Annotated in this window: 9 protein-coding genes; 6 read left to right on the top strand and 3 right to left on the bottom strand. The window is 35.4% G+C overall.

The annotated features are described in order from the left end of the window. Window positions 1-5: 5 nt before the first annotated feature. Window positions 6-3,287, bottom strand: a complete 3,282-nt coding sequence (gene mfd / locus ACIQ2J_RS01865) for a transcription-repair coupling factor (RefSeq protein ID WP_396166025.1) — start codon at window positions 3,285-3,287, stop codon at window positions 6-8. Window positions 3,288-3,388: 101 nt separating this feature from the next. Then, window positions 3,389-3,958, bottom strand: a complete 570-nt coding sequence (locus ACIQ2J_RS01870) for a hypothetical protein (RefSeq protein ID WP_396165995.1) — start codon at window positions 3,956-3,958, stop codon at window positions 3,389-3,391. Between the two features lie 175 nt (window positions 3,959-4,133). Here ACIQ2J_RS01870 and ACIQ2J_RS01875 point away from each other — a divergent pair, with 175 nt between their 5' ends. Continuing rightward, entirely contained in the window at window positions 4,134-5,075 is a 942-nt protein-coding gene (locus ACIQ2J_RS01875; protein WP_396165998.1) for an L-threonine 3-dehydrogenase, read from the top strand. Window positions 5,076-5,295: 220 nt separating this feature from the next. Here ACIQ2J_RS01875 and ACIQ2J_RS01880 read toward each other — a convergent pair whose 3' ends face one another. Continuing rightward, entirely contained in the window at window positions 5,296-5,901 is a 606-nt protein-coding gene (locus tag ACIQ2J_RS01880) for a superoxide dismutase (protein WP_396166000.1), read from the bottom strand. Between the two features lie 185 nt (window positions 5,902-6,086). Here ACIQ2J_RS01880 and ACIQ2J_RS01885 point away from each other — a divergent pair, with 185 nt between their 5' ends. From ACIQ2J_RS01885 to ACIQ2J_RS01905, 5 genes are all read left to right on the top strand, one after another. Continuing rightward, window positions 6,087-9,233, top strand: coding sequence for a UvrD-helicase domain-containing protein (locus tag ACIQ2J_RS01885; protein ID WP_396166027.1), 3,147 nt, complete (start codon window positions 6,087-6,089; stop codon window positions 9,231-9,233). Between the two features lie 165 nt (window positions 9,234-9,398). Continuing rightward, entirely contained in the window at window positions 9,399-10,589 is a 1,191-nt protein-coding gene (gene kbl / locus ACIQ2J_RS01890) for a glycine C-acetyltransferase (RefSeq protein WP_396166002.1), read from the top strand. Between the two features lie 88 nt (window positions 10,590-10,677). Next, the gene (locus ACIQ2J_RS01895) at window positions 10,678-12,093 is read left to right on the top strand and encodes an OmpA family protein (RefSeq protein WP_396166005.1); all 1,416 of its coding nucleotides are present in this window, start codon (window positions 10,678-10,680) and stop codon (window positions 12,091-12,093) included. Between the two features lie 63 nt (window positions 12,094-12,156). Further along, window positions 12,157-14,913, top strand: coding sequence for a PD-(D/E)XK nuclease family protein (locus ACIQ2J_RS01900; RefSeq protein ID WP_396166007.1), 2,757 nt, complete (start codon window positions 12,157-12,159; stop codon window positions 14,911-14,913). Between the two features lie 148 nt (window positions 14,914-15,061). After that, window positions 15,062-15,811 (top strand): Bax inhibitor-1/YccA family protein, encoded by a 750-nt coding sequence (locus ACIQ2J_RS01905; RefSeq protein ID WP_396166009.1) that lies wholly within the window; start codon window positions 15,062-15,064, stop codon window positions 15,809-15,811. Window positions 15,812-15,817: the final 6 nt, after the last annotated feature.

A 15,817-nucleotide genomic window follows, 5' to 3' on the forward strand; every position in this document is an offset into this window, starting at 1 on the left:
AATTTCTACATCCTATTCATCAACTCCAATGCTTTATTAATAGACTTTACATTTTCAAAAGTCAATAACAATCGCAAGCCGTTTTTGGTTTCTTTTTCTTTCATTTTACAAAGGTTGCTGTTGTGTTGCACAAATTGCACCATCTTAATAAAACGATTGGATTGGTAAAAATCGCTTTGCTGGTCGCCCACAAAATAGCCCACCATTTTACCTTGTTTCAAGATTAATTTTTCAATTCCGATGCTGGTGGCTTTCCATTTTATACGGATGGAGTTAAGCAACGCAACGGCTTCTTTTGGCAAAGCGCCAAATCTATCGGTAAGTTTTTGTTCGTATTGTAAAAGCGTTTCTTCGTCTTTAATAACGCTCAGTTCGTTGTACAAACTCAAGCGCTCGGTAATGCTGTTAATGTAATTGTCTGGAAACAGCAATTCGAAATCGGTGTCAATCTGTAAATCTTTTACGTATTCTTTGGTTTCGATATTGTTTTCCGTTGGATATAATTCTTTGAATTCGTTTTCCTTCAATTCTTCAATGGCCTCGTTCATGATTTTTTGATAGGTATCAAATCCAATATCATTGATAAAACCACTTTGTTCGCCACCTAATAAATCTCCAGCACCACGAATTTCTAAATCTTTCATGGCAATGTTGATGCCGCTTCCCAATTCTGAAAATTGCTCTAATGCCTGAATACGTTTTCGAGCATCATCGGTCATTGCCGAATAAGGAGGCGTGATGAAATAACAAAAGGCCTTCTTGTTGCTTCGTCCCACACGACCACGCATTTGATGCAAATCGGACAAACCAAAATTATTGGCATTGTTGATGAAAATCGTATTGGCATTTGGTACATCCAATCCGCTTTCAATGATGGTGGTAGCAACCAAAACGTCGAATTCGCCATTCATAAAACCCAACATCAGTTCTTCCAGTTTCTTCCCATCCAATTGCCCATGACCAATCCCAATGCGGGCATCGGGCACCAATCGTTGGATCATTCCGGCCACTTCCTTAATATTTTCAATACGGTTGTTGATGAAGAAAACTTGTCCGTTACGCTGAATTTCATACGAAATCGCATCCCGAATTAAATCTTCGTGAAAACGAACCACATTGGTTTCTATAGGATATCTATTGGGCGGTGGCGTAGTAATTACCGATAAATCTCGGGCTGCCATCAACGAAAACTGCAAGGTTCTCGGGATAGGAGTTGCGGTTAATGTCAGGGTATCTACATTGGCAGAAATCGTTTTGAGTTTGTCTTTTACGTTCACTCCAAATTTCTGTTCCTCGTCAATAATCAGCAATCCTAAATCTTTAAATTGTACATTTTTATTCACCAATTGGTGGGTCCCAATAATAATATCGAGTTTTCCTTCGCCTAATTCTTTAAGAGTTTCGGTTTTTTCTTTTGCGGTTCGAAAACGGTTCAAATAACCAATGGTAACCGGCATGTCTTTGAGTCGTTCGGTAAACGTTCTATAATGTTGGTAGGCCAAAATAGTGGTTGGCACCAAAATAGCAACTTGTTTTCCGTTATCCACTGCTTTAAATGCGGCACGAATAGCGACTTCCGTTTTCCCGAAACCAACATCGCCACACACCAATCGATCCATCGGACGATCGTTTTCCATGTCCATTTTAACATCGTTGGTAGAAGTAATTTGATCGGGCGTATCTTCGTAAATAAAGGAACTTTCGAGTTCTTTTTGCAAATAACTATCGGGTGCACAAGCGAATCCTTTTTCCAATCTTCGCTTGGCGTACAATTGAATTAAGTTGAATGCAATGTGTTTAACTCGTGCTTTTGTTTTTTGTTTTAAGGCTTTCCAAGCGCCCGAACCCAATTTATAAATCTTTGGTGGCGCGCCATCTTTACCATTATATTTTGAAATTTTATGCAGCGAATGGATGCTCACATACACAATATCATTATCGGCATACACCAGTTTTATGGCCTCTTGGGTTTTGCCTTCCACCTGAATTTTCTGCAAGCCACCAAATTTTCCAATTCCGTGATCAATGTGGGTAACATAATCACCAACGGCCAAAGAGGTCAATTCTTTTAGTGTGATGGTTTGCTTTTTGGAATACCCATTTTTGATGCTAAATTTATGGTAACGTTCAAATATTTGGTGGTCGGTGTAACAAGCAATTTGGTGTTCTTCATCTACAAAACCTTGGTAAAGCGGAAAAACGACGGTTTTATATTTGGAATTTGGAATTTCAACATTGGAATTTTCGTCGCCGATATCTTCAAAAATATCATGAAAACGATTCGCCTGACTTTCATTGGAACAGAATAAATAATTCTTAATTCCGTTGGAATTATTGTCGTTTAAATTATTCAAAAGCAAATCGAATTGCTTGTTGAAAGAGGGTTGGGGCTGGATATGAAATTCCAACGTTTTATCAATGGCAAATGTTGGTGCATTGTTTAATTCTACTACCGAAAAGTAAAGCGCTTTCTTCAAAAATTGCTTCTGATTTAAAAACAATTCTTCGGGTTGCATCCTTTTTATAGTGGTGTCCAATTTAGAAAATGCTTCGGTTGCTTTAGCAAAAAGTTTGTCTAATTGTTGTCCGAGCAAATCGGTATCTTGAATAAAAAGCACCGTTTTTTCGTGGATATAATCCAAGAAACTTTCGCGATTTTCTTCAAAAAATTTATTTTCCACGTTTGGAATGATGGAAACTTTCTTTAATTTTTCAATGGAAAGTTGGGTTTCCACATCAAAACTTCGGATGGAATCTACTTCATTTCCAAAAAACTCTATCCGATACGGATTGTCATTAGAAAACGAAAAGACATCTACAATTCCACCACGAACCGAGAATTCTCCTGGCTCGGTAACAAAATCAACTCTTTTGAAATTGTATTCAAATAAAACTTCGTTGATAAAATCAATCGCCAATTTATCGTTTACCGAAATCTTGAACGTGTTTTTTTCGAGTTCTTTTTTGGTGACTACTTTTTCAAAAATTGCTTCGGCATACGAAACAATAATAGCGGGTTTTTTGCGGGAATTAATTCGGTTTAAAACCTCGGCTCTAAGCAGTATATTGGCATTGTCGGTTTCGTCTATTTGGTACGGTCGTCGGTACGAACCTGGATAAAACAAAACGTCTTGGTCGTTAAGCAGTTGTTCTAAATCGTTGAGGTAGTAAGCTGCTTCTTCCTTATCGTTAAACAACAAAAGAAAAGGCACTTCGGCTTTTTCAAATGTGGCTTCTACCACCAAGGACAGCGCCGAACCCAATAAACCTTTGGCATTTATTTTAATGTCGCGTTGTTGTAAAGCGGTTGCTAATTGCTGGACTTTAGCCGATTTTTGATAAACAGAAGTAATAGTGCTTTTACTCAAGAGGGTGGTTTTAGTAGGTTTTAATTTGGGATTGCTCTAGTGGTGTCCTTCATTTTAATAAGGTCTTGCTCGCCTTCTTCCACCGGGATTTGGCTTCTTTTTACAATTTCCTCCATTTGCAATTGCAAAAAGTCGATTTCGGTATTTATTTCGCCAATAAGTTTTACTACTTTTTGATCTGGAATTTGACGCAAATGAATGTACAAATCCATCGTTTTAATTTTGGTAATAAGCACCGTAATGCGGGTTTTCATTTGCGGTTTATTAAATTCTTCCGGAATATTTAACTGTAAATCCATTGCCTTTTTAGACAAAACGGAAGCCTTTTTTTGAAATGCGCCAATAGAACTTTTTGGTTTTTGGTTGATTTCGGTTAAAAAATTCCGCCATTCTACCCAGTTTTGTATTTTGTTTTGTGTAGTTGCTTCTAGTGGACTAATATCAAAAACCCAACCTCGGTTGATGGTATTAAAAACAACCTCTTTTTTTTGGGCTTCTTTTTGTTGTTCGATAATTAATTGCGAGTCGTCGTCTTTACAAGAAACAATTAATAGCGCAAAGAATAGTAGGTAGAAAGATTTCAATTGCATCAGCGAAATTTGAATTAGATTACAAAAATACAAAAGTAGTAGTTTTGTTTTAGAGATTTTGTGAAAGGTTTGGTAAATGTTTGGAAGTAGGAAGCGGGAAGATGGAAGATGGAAGCAGGAGTTTCCACTATTCTTAAACGAAAACCTTATATTTGTATCACAAACAAACAAACTTATGACTACTAAAATATTAATCATCGGTGCTTGCGGACAAATAGGTACCGAACTCACCATGAAACTCCGTGCCGTTTATGGAAACGACAATGTGATTGCATCCGACATTAGAAAATTAAATAGCGATATTGTCAACAAAGGGATTTTCGAGGTAGTAAATGCTTTAGATTATAATCAAATTGAGCATTTAATTGAAAAATACCAAATTACGGATGTGTATTTAATGGCCGCTTTATTATCGGCTACAGCCGAAAAAAACCCTGCATTTGCTTGGGATTTAAACATGAATTCGTTGTTTCATGTTTTGAATTTAGCGAAAGCCAAAAAGATTAAAAAAGTATTTTGGCCATCTAGTATTGCCGTTTTCGGACCAACAACTCCGAGAGAAAATACGCCACAATACACCATCATGGAACCTACCACAGTTTACGGAATTAGTAAACAAACCGGGGAACGCTGGTGCGAATATTACCACCACCAATATGGAGTGGATGTGCGAAGCATTCGCTACCCTGGGTTAATCAGTTGGACCACCGAGCCAGGAGGAGGGACTACCGATTATGCTGTGGATATTTACCATAAGGCTTTAGAAAACGGAACTTTTGAATGTTTCCTTTCGGAAGATACCAAGTTGCCTATGATGTATATGGACGATGCCATTAGAGCAACCATAGAAATCATGCAAGCGGATAACGAAAAAGTAAAAATTCGTTCGGCTTATAATTTGGCTGGAATTAGTTTCACGCCTGCGCAAATTGCTGAAGAAATTAAAAAACACCTTCCAAATTTCACGATAACTTATAAACCCGACTTCCGTCAAAAGATTGCCGATAGTTGGCCTGCTTCCATAGATGATACTTTAGCAAGAGAAGATTGGGGCTGGAAACACCAATACGAAATGGATTCGATGACCACAATAATGTTGGAGAATTTAAAGAAATAGTATTAGCAACTTAAAAAATGAACCACATAGTGACATAGAAAAAAGTACTACATAGCCCATTCATGGGCTCACATAACTATGCTTTCTTATTAAAGTGAAACGCCTTTCGTTTTTTTTAAACTATGAATCTATGTGGTTTAAAAATCACACACAATGAGTTAAAAAAGACAAATCCTAATTAATTGCTTAATTAGGATTTGTCTTTAAAATAGAATAATGATTATTTTGCTAAATCGTATCTTCTAGTCACCTCTGCCCAATTGATAACATTGAAGAATGCTTCAATATAATCCGGACGACGGTTTTGGTAATGCAAGTAATAAGCATGTTCCCAAACGTCCATAGCAAGAATTGGAGTTCCACCACAACCAATGCCTGGCATTAAAGTGTTATCTTGATTTGGCGTTCCGCATACTTCCAGTTTACCATCTTTTACACAAAGCCAAGCCCAACCCGAACCGAATTGTGTTGCTCCCGCTTTAGAAAAAGCAGTTTTAAATTCTTCAAACGAACCAAAATCTTTTTCGATAGCTGCTAATAATTCGCCTGTTGGTAAACCGCCACCATTTGGAGACATTACAGTCCAAAATAAATTGTGGTTGAAAAATCCACCACCATTATTTCTAACAGCCATTTTAGTCATATCAAGATTTTTTAGAATTTCTTCAATAGATTTTCCTTCTAAATCTGTTCCTGCAATAGCAGCATTTAAGTTGGTAGTGTAAGCGTTATGATGTTTAGAATGGTGAATTTCCATTGTTCTTGCATCAATATGTGGCTCTAACGCATCGTAAGCGTAAGGTAATTGTGGTAATTCAAATGCCATAATATTTTTGTTAAAGTTAGTATTAAAATTGACTTCAAATTTATACATTTATCTTTATAAAAGAAAACACTTTTTTTACATAAATCACATGAGAAGTGTAATTAGTAAAATTAGTGTCTAAATAATTAAAATTGAATTACATTTATCCAATTAAATTTTAAACCTTTCGGAGATATATTATGACGATCCATAAACCAGCATTTTCTATATACGACGCATCGGCAGGCTCCGGGAAAACCTATACTTTGGTAAAAGAATACCTTAAAATTATTCTGCTTGCCACTAAAAACGATGCCTACCGAAACATACTTGCCATTACGTTTACCAACAAAGCGGTGCACGAAATGAAAAGTCGGGTGGTAGAAAGTCTGTCGGAATTTGCTTCAGACACTCCTTCGGAAAAAGCGATGCAGTTGATGCAAAATATCCATGCAGAAACCAATTTGAGTTTGATAGATATTAAGGCCAAAGCCAAAAGCATCATCAAAAATTTGATTCATAATTATGCTGCTTTTGATATTTCTACTATTGATAAATTCACACACAAAGTCATTCGGGCATTTGCACACGATTTAAATTTGCCAATAACTTTTGAAGTTTCTTTAGATACCGAAAATCTTTTAACAGAAGCCGTGGATGCTATTATTGCACAAGCCGGTGAAGATGAAATTTTGACTAATTTGTTGGTAGATTTTACCATGGAAAAAACCGACGAGGATAAATCGTGGGATGTTTCTCGGGAAATTATGGATACTGGAAGAATGATTTTGAACGAAAACAATCGCGAAGAAATCACGCATTTTAATACTAAAACAATTACCGAATTTGTAGAAATTAAAGCCAAACTAGGTGCTCTTTCTAAAGAAATTGAAGACGAAACCGTTGCTTTAGCAAATGAAGCCTTGGATTTAATTGACAAAAACGGAATCGATTTAAAATCTTTTTCTGCTGGACATTTTCCTAGACATTTGGTGAGTATTCAAGAGCGAAAATTCAACCCTGCCAATAAAATGTATAGCGAAGTTGATGATATAAAAATCAACAAAACGGCTAAGGATTCGGCTAGTATTGAAACTATAATTCCCGATTTATTGGCATTATTATTAGATATTTATCAAAAATTTGAAAAGCGAAATTTCTACGAAGCCTTTCTGAAAAATATTACGCCACTTTCGTTGTTGAATACCGTTAGTAACGAGTTGGCTAAAATCCAAAAAGAACAAAATATTCTTTCTATTGCCGAGTTCAATAAGTTGATTAACGAACAAATTCAGAACCAGCCTGCGCCTTTTATTTACGAGCGATTGGGAGAACGGTACAAGCATTTTTTCATGGATGAATTTCAGGATACTTCCGAAATGCAATGGCAAAATTTGATTCCGTTAATTGATAATGCGCTAGTGAGCGAAGACCTGCAAGGGGAACGAGGTTCGTTGCTTTTAGTTGGCGATCCCAAACAATCTATTTACCGATGGCGTGGTGGAAAAGCCGAGCAATTTATAGAGTTAAGCAAAGACGAAAATCCGTTTAACAACCCCGATAAAAAGGCATTTACTTTAGATACTAATTATAGAAGTTATTCGGAAGTTATTGATTTTAATAATGATTTCTTTCAGTTTTTATCTAAGGAATTTGAAAACGAAGATTATAAAGATTTGTATTTGAACCATAGTCGTCAAAAAACCAATAGCAAAAAAGGAGGATTGGTGTCGATTTCGTTTCTTCCAAAAATAGAGGAAGAGGAATTCGATGAAGATAGTTTGGATAAAAACGAACTGTATTTGGAGGCTACTTTTAAGAAAATTGAAGAAGCAAAAACCAATGGTTTTAAGAATAAAGATATTGTTATTTTAACCCGAAAAAAATCGCAAGGAACTGCCATTGCCAATTATTTAACCGAAAACGGAATTCCGATTCTTTCTTCTGAAAGTTTGTTGCTTGGTGCGTCGTCGGAAGTGCAATGTGTGATTAATATTTTACGTTATTTGAAAAATAGTAACGATCAAGAAGCCAAAGCCAATTTCTTGTATTATTTGGCTAATAACCAACAAGACCAACTAGAAATTCATGATTTTATTGCAAAAGGAATTGCGCTAAAAAACGAGAAGGAGTTCCAGACTTGGTTAATGCAATTCGGATTGGATTTTTCTTTTGAAAACAGCAGAAAAAAATCCTTGTATGAGGCAACAGAAATTATTATTTCGAAAGTAATTCTTGTTGCAAAACGAAATGCGTATGTTCAATATTTTCTAGATATTGTTCTAGAACGCGACATTAAAAACCAAGCAGGAATATCGGATTTCTTGAATTATTGGGATAAAAACGGAGAAAAATTAAGCATTCCATCGCCAGAAGGCAATGATGCTGTTCGGATAATGACCATTCATAAATCGAAAGGATTGGAGTTTCCGGTAGTGATTTTTCCTTTTGCAGAAGAAGATTTTAGCCGTGGTCCGAAGGAAAAAATTTGGCTTAATGCCGATGAGGAAATTGTTGGTTTACCCAAAGCACTAGTCGATAAAAGCAGTAAAGTAGAAGGTTATGGAGCAGAGGCTTCCCAAATTTATAACCAGAAAAAGCAAGAAGATTTGTTGGATACGGTTAACGTGCTTTATGTTGCTTTAACCCGTGCCGAAGAACAATTGCACGTTATTTCGGCAATGAACATTAAGAAAGACGGCACTTTGCCTAAAAATTTGTCAACGTTTTTCATTCAGTTTTTACAAGATAAAGGCTTTGAGGAAACGAAACTTAATTATGAATTCGGCAACCCTGAAAAATTATCTGTTGACGATAAAAAAGTAAAAGAAACGCAAACCATTCCGCAAGTTGCTGCAACTTTGAATCCGAAAAATATCAAAATTGCCCAACGCGAAAGTGTAATGTGGAACACCAAACAGCAAAATGCTATTGAATACGGAAATACCATCCACGAAATTTTATCTTTTGTAAAAACTAAAAACGACATTGATTTGGCCATCACCAAAGCCATCGAAAACGGTTTAATTGTTTTTAATCAAAAAGAAGAAGTAACCAAAACCATCCACGAAATTGTAAACCATCCCGATTTGGAAGACTTTTTCTCGGAAGGAACGAAAGTTTTGAACGAGCAAACCATCATCCAAAAAGAAGGAAATTTAGTAAAACCAGATAGAATGGTACTTAATAATTCCAATGAAATTTATTTATTGGATTATAAAACGGGTTCGCATTTGCCTAAATACCAAGTGCAATTAGAAAATTATCAAAAAGCAATTGAAGACATGGGATATAAAGTGGTTAAAAAATCACTCATATATATAGGAGAAGGAATTGAAATTGTAAATTTGTAGAAAATCAGATTATAGAAAATAGACGAAAGATAAAAGACTTTCCCCCTAATAGCCTAGGAAGTAATTATAACTAAGTTTTAAATTAGTGCAATAAAAAAAGATTTCGAATTTGTGCAAATTTGTGAAATTCGTGTCAAAAGAAAAACAAAACAAACTAAAATAAACATGTACGGAAAGATTCAACAACACTTGCAAAACGAATTGCAAACCATTCAGGATAATGGTATTTTTAAACGGGAACGCATTATTACTTCGCCGCAAGGAGCAGAAATCACGGTTAATGGCGAAACCGTTCTAAATTTTTGTGCCAATAATTATTTAGGATTGTCCTCGCATCCCGAAGTAATTCAAGCTGCCAAAGATGCTTTAGATTCGCATGGTTTCGGAATGTCGTCCGTGCGTTTCATCTGTGGAACCCAAGATATTCATAAAACTTTGGAAAAAAAGATATCCGATTTTTACGGAACGGAAGACACTATATTATATGCAGCAGCTTTTGATGCTAACGGAGGCGTTTTTGAACCTTTATTAGGAGAAGAAGATTGTATTATTTCGGATAGTTTGAACCATGCTTCTATTATTGATGGCGTTCGTTTGTGTAAAGCAGCCCGTTACCGTTATGAAAATTCCAATATGGAAGATTTAGAACAACAATTGATTAAGGCAACCGAAGCTGGACATCGTTTTAAACTAATCGTTACCGATGGAGTATTTTCTATGGACGGTTTAGTTGCGCCATTAGATAAAATCTGTGATTTAGCAGATAAATACGATGCCTTAGTAATGGTAGACGAATGCCATGCGGCTGGTTTTATTGGCGCCACAGGTAAAGGAACACCGGAAGCTAAAGGTGTTATGGGTCGCGTAGATATCATAACTGGAACTTTAGGTAAAGCACTAGGTGGCGCTATGGGTGGTTACACTACTGCCAAAAAAGAAGTGATTGAAATCTTACGCCAACGATCTCGTCCGTATTTGTTTTCCAATTCTTTAGCGCCTGCTATTGTTGGTGCATCTATTAAAGTTTTTGAACTTTTAGAAAAAGATACTACTTTAAGAGATAAACTAGAATGGAATACCAATTATTTTAAAGCAGGGTTACGAGCAGCAGGAATTGATTTTATTGATGGAGATTCCGCAATTGTGCCAGTGATGTTATACGATGCAAAACTTTCGCAAGTAATGGCGGATGAGTTGTTGAAAAAAGGAATTTATGTAATAGGATTCTTTTATCCAGTGGTGCCAAAAGATAAAGCTCGTATTAGAGTACAACTTTCAGCAGCGCACACTAAAGAGCATTTAGACAGAGCAATTATAGCTTTTACCGAAGTTGCTAAATCCTTAAAAATCATATAATGTAGAAATTTAGCTTTAACATTTTGATAATTCATTTATTGGTGTTACTTTTGCATAATTATATATTTATAATCTAACAAAATTAAGTATGAAACATTTAAACAAATTAGTTGCTTTATTAATGCTTTTAGGACTAAGCTCTCAGGCACAAGATAGCGACAACACATGGGCTATTTCGTTTGGTGCAAACGCAGTAGATGGAGGCAGAGTAAGTGCTGCGTCAAGTGTTAAAGATCAATTTTCTCAATATTTTAATGCAAAAAAATATTGGAACATTATCCCTTCAGTATCAACAGTTACCGTCTCTAAATATGTTGGAGATAATTTCACTTTTGGAGTTACAGGTTCTGTTAATAAAATCTCTAAAATAGTTGGAGATAAAGTTTATGACCCAACTACTTATACAAGTAGTTATCCAGTAACTAATCCTGGAGATTTAACATATTATGCGTTAGACGGTGTTGTGAAATACAGCTTCATGTCTTTAATAAAATCTAGTGTAATTGATCCTTCTGCTCACATTGGTGGAGGTTACACATGGTTAGGTGATGCTTCAGCAGGAACAATTAATGGTGGTTTTGGATTAACTTTATGGTTGTCTAAACAAGTAGGTTTTTCTTTATCTTCAACTTACAAACATTCGTTTGATGATACAAGAAATCCAAACTTTGACGTTCCAAGTCATATGCAACATGCAGCTGGACTTATCTTCAAATTTGGAGCTAAAGATGCTGACGGAGACGGAATTTACGATCGTTTAGACGCTTGTCCTGAAACTGCTGGGCCTTTAGAATTTAATGGTTGTCCTGATACAGACGGTGATAAAATCATCGACAAAGATGATGCTTGTCCTGAAGTAGCTGGTTTAGCTGCATTCAATGGTTGTCCCGATACAGACGGAGATGGTGTAATGGATAAAGATGACGCTTGTCCTGAAGTTGCTGGTGTTAAAACATTAGCTGGATGTCCAGATGCTGACGGAGATGGAATAGCTGATAAAGCTGATAAATGTCCTACAGTAAAAGGTCCTAAAGAAAACGGTGGATGTCCATGGCCAGATAGAGATGGAGATAAAGTTCTTGATAAAGATGACAAATGTCCAGATGTTGCTGGAACTGTAGCTAATCAAGGTTGTCCTGAAGTATCTGAAGACGTTATGAAAAAATTGAATGAATATGCTAAAACTATCTTGTTTGATAGCGGTAAAGCTTCATTCCAAAAACAAACTTTCCCAGTATTACAATCAATTACTGCTATATTAAAAGAATATCCAAGTGCTAAATTTAGCATCGAAGGACATACTGATAATTCTGGTAAAGAAGCTACTAACCAAAAATTATCTGAAGATAGAGCTGCTGCTGTAAAAGCTTATTTAGTTGAAAATGGGATAGCTAACGACAGATTAACTTCTGCTGGTTTTGGTCAAACTAAACCAATCGATTCTAATAAAACTAAAGCTGGTAAAGCTAATAACAGAAGAGTTGAAGTGAAATTAGTAAAATAATTTCTTCCAAAATATTTTTAAGAAACGCCCCGATATTCGGGGCGTTTTTTTTATATTTATACAATGGCAAATACAACTTTCCTTCAGCAAATTGCACAAGTAATTTTAAACGAGTACTCGGATAAGTTATCGGACACTATTATTATACTTCCCAATAGGAGGGCTAAGGTTTTTCTTATTGATGCTTTAAAAAAACAAGCCTCCAAAACTATATTTTCCCCTGAAATAATCAGTATTGAAGATTTTGTGCAAGATCTTGCCGGAATCCGTTCTATTGATAGTGTAGAGCTATTATTTGAGTTTTATACCATCTATTTAGAAATTACCGACAAGGATAAAGAACCTTTTGAAACCTTTGCCAATTGGGCTAAAACACTACTACAAGACTTTAATGAAATTGATCGATATCTATTAGAACCCGATAAAGTTTTAAAGTATCTAGAAAACATTAAAGAAATAGAACATTGGTCGGTGGATGTGGATAAACGTACCGATTTAATAGATAAATATCTCATTTTCTGGAAGAAATTACCACTTTACTACCATTCTCTCTACCAGTATTTGTTAGAAAAAGGTGTAGGATACCAAGGTCTAATTTACAGAGAAGCGGTTCGTAATCTGAATCATTTTTCGGAAACCAAAAAAGATAAAAACTACATTTTTGCAGGATTTAACGCTCTTAACCAAGCCGAAGAAAAAATTGTGCAACATCTTTTGGCTCTCGATAAAGCTAAAATTTATTGGGATATTGATGAAGTATTCTTGAGGGATAAATACCACGATACGGGTCTTTTTCAACGGCGTTTCCAATCGGAATGGCCTTACTATAAAACCAATCCCTATGAGTGGATTACTACCGATTACCAACAAGATAAAAACATTCAAGTTATTGGCACACCAAAATCTATTGGTCAAGCCAAAATAGTGGGCGATATTATTGAAAAACACAGCAACGACAACAATGGACAACTGCAAAATGTAGCCGTTGTGCTTGGAGAAGAAAGTCTGTTGCTTCCCATTTTATATTCGTTACCAAGTAATGTAGATGCGTTGAATATTACCATGGGATTTTCAAGCAAAAACAATCCTGCGCAGTTGTTAATGGCAAAGTTATTCAAAATGCATACCAATGCTTTGTCTAGAAATGCTTCTAGTTATGTCTTGTATTATAAGGATGTTTTGGATATATTAACCCATCCGTTAATGGAACCTTTCGTTAATGCATCGGAGTTGGTGAATCGTATCAATCAAAATAATTACACTTTTATTCTTCAAAAAAAAATACTCGAACTGCACCCAAATGGCAACGAATTATTCCAATTGCTTTTCCAAAAATGGGATACCAATTCGGTTACAGTTCTCGAGAATTTATCTAGAATCCTGCTGCTAATAAAATCTAATTTGAGTCGGGATAATGAAGAAGAAAAAATCACGAATGCTTTTGTATATTCGATTTTCAAAGTAATCAATCAATTGATTTCGTATTTCTCGTCTCATGAAAACATAGACAACATTGACACGCTTTATGCTATTTACAAACAAGTAATTGATGTTGCCGAAGTATCTTTTGAAGGAGAACCACTTAACGGATTGCAGATTATGGGCGTTTTAGAAAGTCGGGTGCTGGACTTTGAAACGGTAATTATCACTTCGGTAAATGAAGGGAAATTTCCTGCGGGTAAAAGCATGAATTCCTTTATTCCGTATGATGTGAAACGGGAATTGGGCTTGCCTACTTTTAAAGAAAAAGACGCCATTTATACCTATCATTTCTACCATTTATTGCAACGCGCTAAGAATGTTTATTTGTTATACAATTCGGATAGTGAAGGGTTGGACGCTGGAGAAAAAAGCCGTTTCATCACCCAATTGGAAGTGGAGAAACAACCCAAACACAACCTGTCGTTTCAGATTTATAATGCCGATGTTCCCGATATTGCACACCAACCTATTATCGTTCCAAAATCGGAAAGTGTGATGCAACGATTGAGGGAAATTGCTGAAAAAGGATTTTCTCCTTCTTCTCTAACGGCTTATATTCGGAATCCAATTCAGTTTTATTTCCAACGTATTTTACGCATTTCGGAAACGGATGAAGTAGAAGAAAATATCGCGGTAAATACTCTTGGAACTATTATTCATGGTGCTTTAGAAGAATTATACAAACCATTAATTGGTAAGATATTAATTGAAAATGACATTAAAATTTGTATTAAAAATATTGATGAAGAAGTTTTAATACAATTCAAAAAAGAATACAAAGAAGGGGACATCAAAAAAGGGAGGAATCTTTTGGCGTATGAAGTTGCCAAACGCAACGTACTTAATTTTTTGAAAACCGAATTGGAAGCCATTCAAAAGGGAGATCAAATTCAGATTATTGCTTTAGAATCTAAATTAGAACGAGTTTTAGAGCATCCAAATTTACCTTTTCCAGTAAAAATTGCAGGTAACGTGGATCGAATAGAAAACCGAAACGGAAAAATCCGAATCATCGATTATAAAACAGGTAAAGTAGAGAAGGGAAGTGTAACGCTTAAATTCTGGAAGGGTTTAACCGAAGATATTAGTAGTGATAAGATTATCCAAATTCTTGCTTACGCTTTTATGTACGAACCACAATCCAATGGTTTAGAAATGGAAGCTGGAATTATTTCCTTTAAAAATTTAAAATCGGGGTTTTTGCCATTCAATTACAAGGCAGGAAAAGAAGTTATAGAAGTAATTTCTCCCGAAATTATGTCTAATTATTTGGAAGAAATTGTGATTTTATTGAATGAAATAGTAAATGTGGATGTTGCATTTGAGGAGAAGGTATAAACTTTATCTTGTCCTGAAATAGGTTTACTAATCTGCGTAAGCATTTCGCTCCCTCTGAAAAACCATAAATTAGGTTAAATATTTTAGCAAATATTTTTTCATTTCAAAAGAAGAAGTATATTTGAGCAACTAAAAAATTAATTTTATTATGAGCTCTAAAAATCCATTTTTTAAAACCAACACTTTTAATAATACTTCTATTACCCACGATGCGGTAGTGATGGATTATAACCAAACGATGACTGTGGCGGGTACTATCAACAAAAGTTTTATACTCTTGATGTTGCTTGTTGCTGGTGCCTTTGGCACTTGGAACATGACATCTAATGGGGAGAATCCTATAATTTTTACTATTGGCGGCGCTATTGTTGGATTTATTTTGGTTTTGATTACTACTTTTAAACCGCATCTTTCTACTTATTTATCACCGGCTTATGCAGTTGCAGAAGGGTTGTTTATTGGAGGTATTTCGGCAATTTTTGAAAGAATGTATCCCGGTATTGTAATTCAAGCGGTGAGTTGCACTTTTGCAACCTTTTTAGTTTGTCTTGGTTTGTATAAATATAAAATTGTGCAGGTTACCGAAAAATTTAGATCGGTAGTGATTGCTGCTACGGCTGCGATTGCTGTATACTATTTGTTTTCGTGGATAGCAACCTTTTTTATTAGCTACCAACCGGTACATTATGGCAACTCTTTGATGAGTATTGGAATTAGCATCTTTGTAATTGTAATTGCTGCTTTAAACTTGTTTTTAGATTTTGATCAAATAGAAAAAGGTGCTGCTCAAAAAGCTCCTAAATATATGGAATGGTATGGTGCTATGGGATTGATGATTACTCTAGTATGGCTATACATTGAATTCTTACGTTTGCTATCTAAATTAAACAGAAAATAGTATTAC

The sequence above is a fragment of the Flavobacterium sp. genome, assembly GCF_044357305.1.
In the GTDB taxonomy this organism is placed as follows: Bacteria; Bacteroidota; Bacteroidia; order Flavobacteriales; family Flavobacteriaceae; genus Flavobacterium.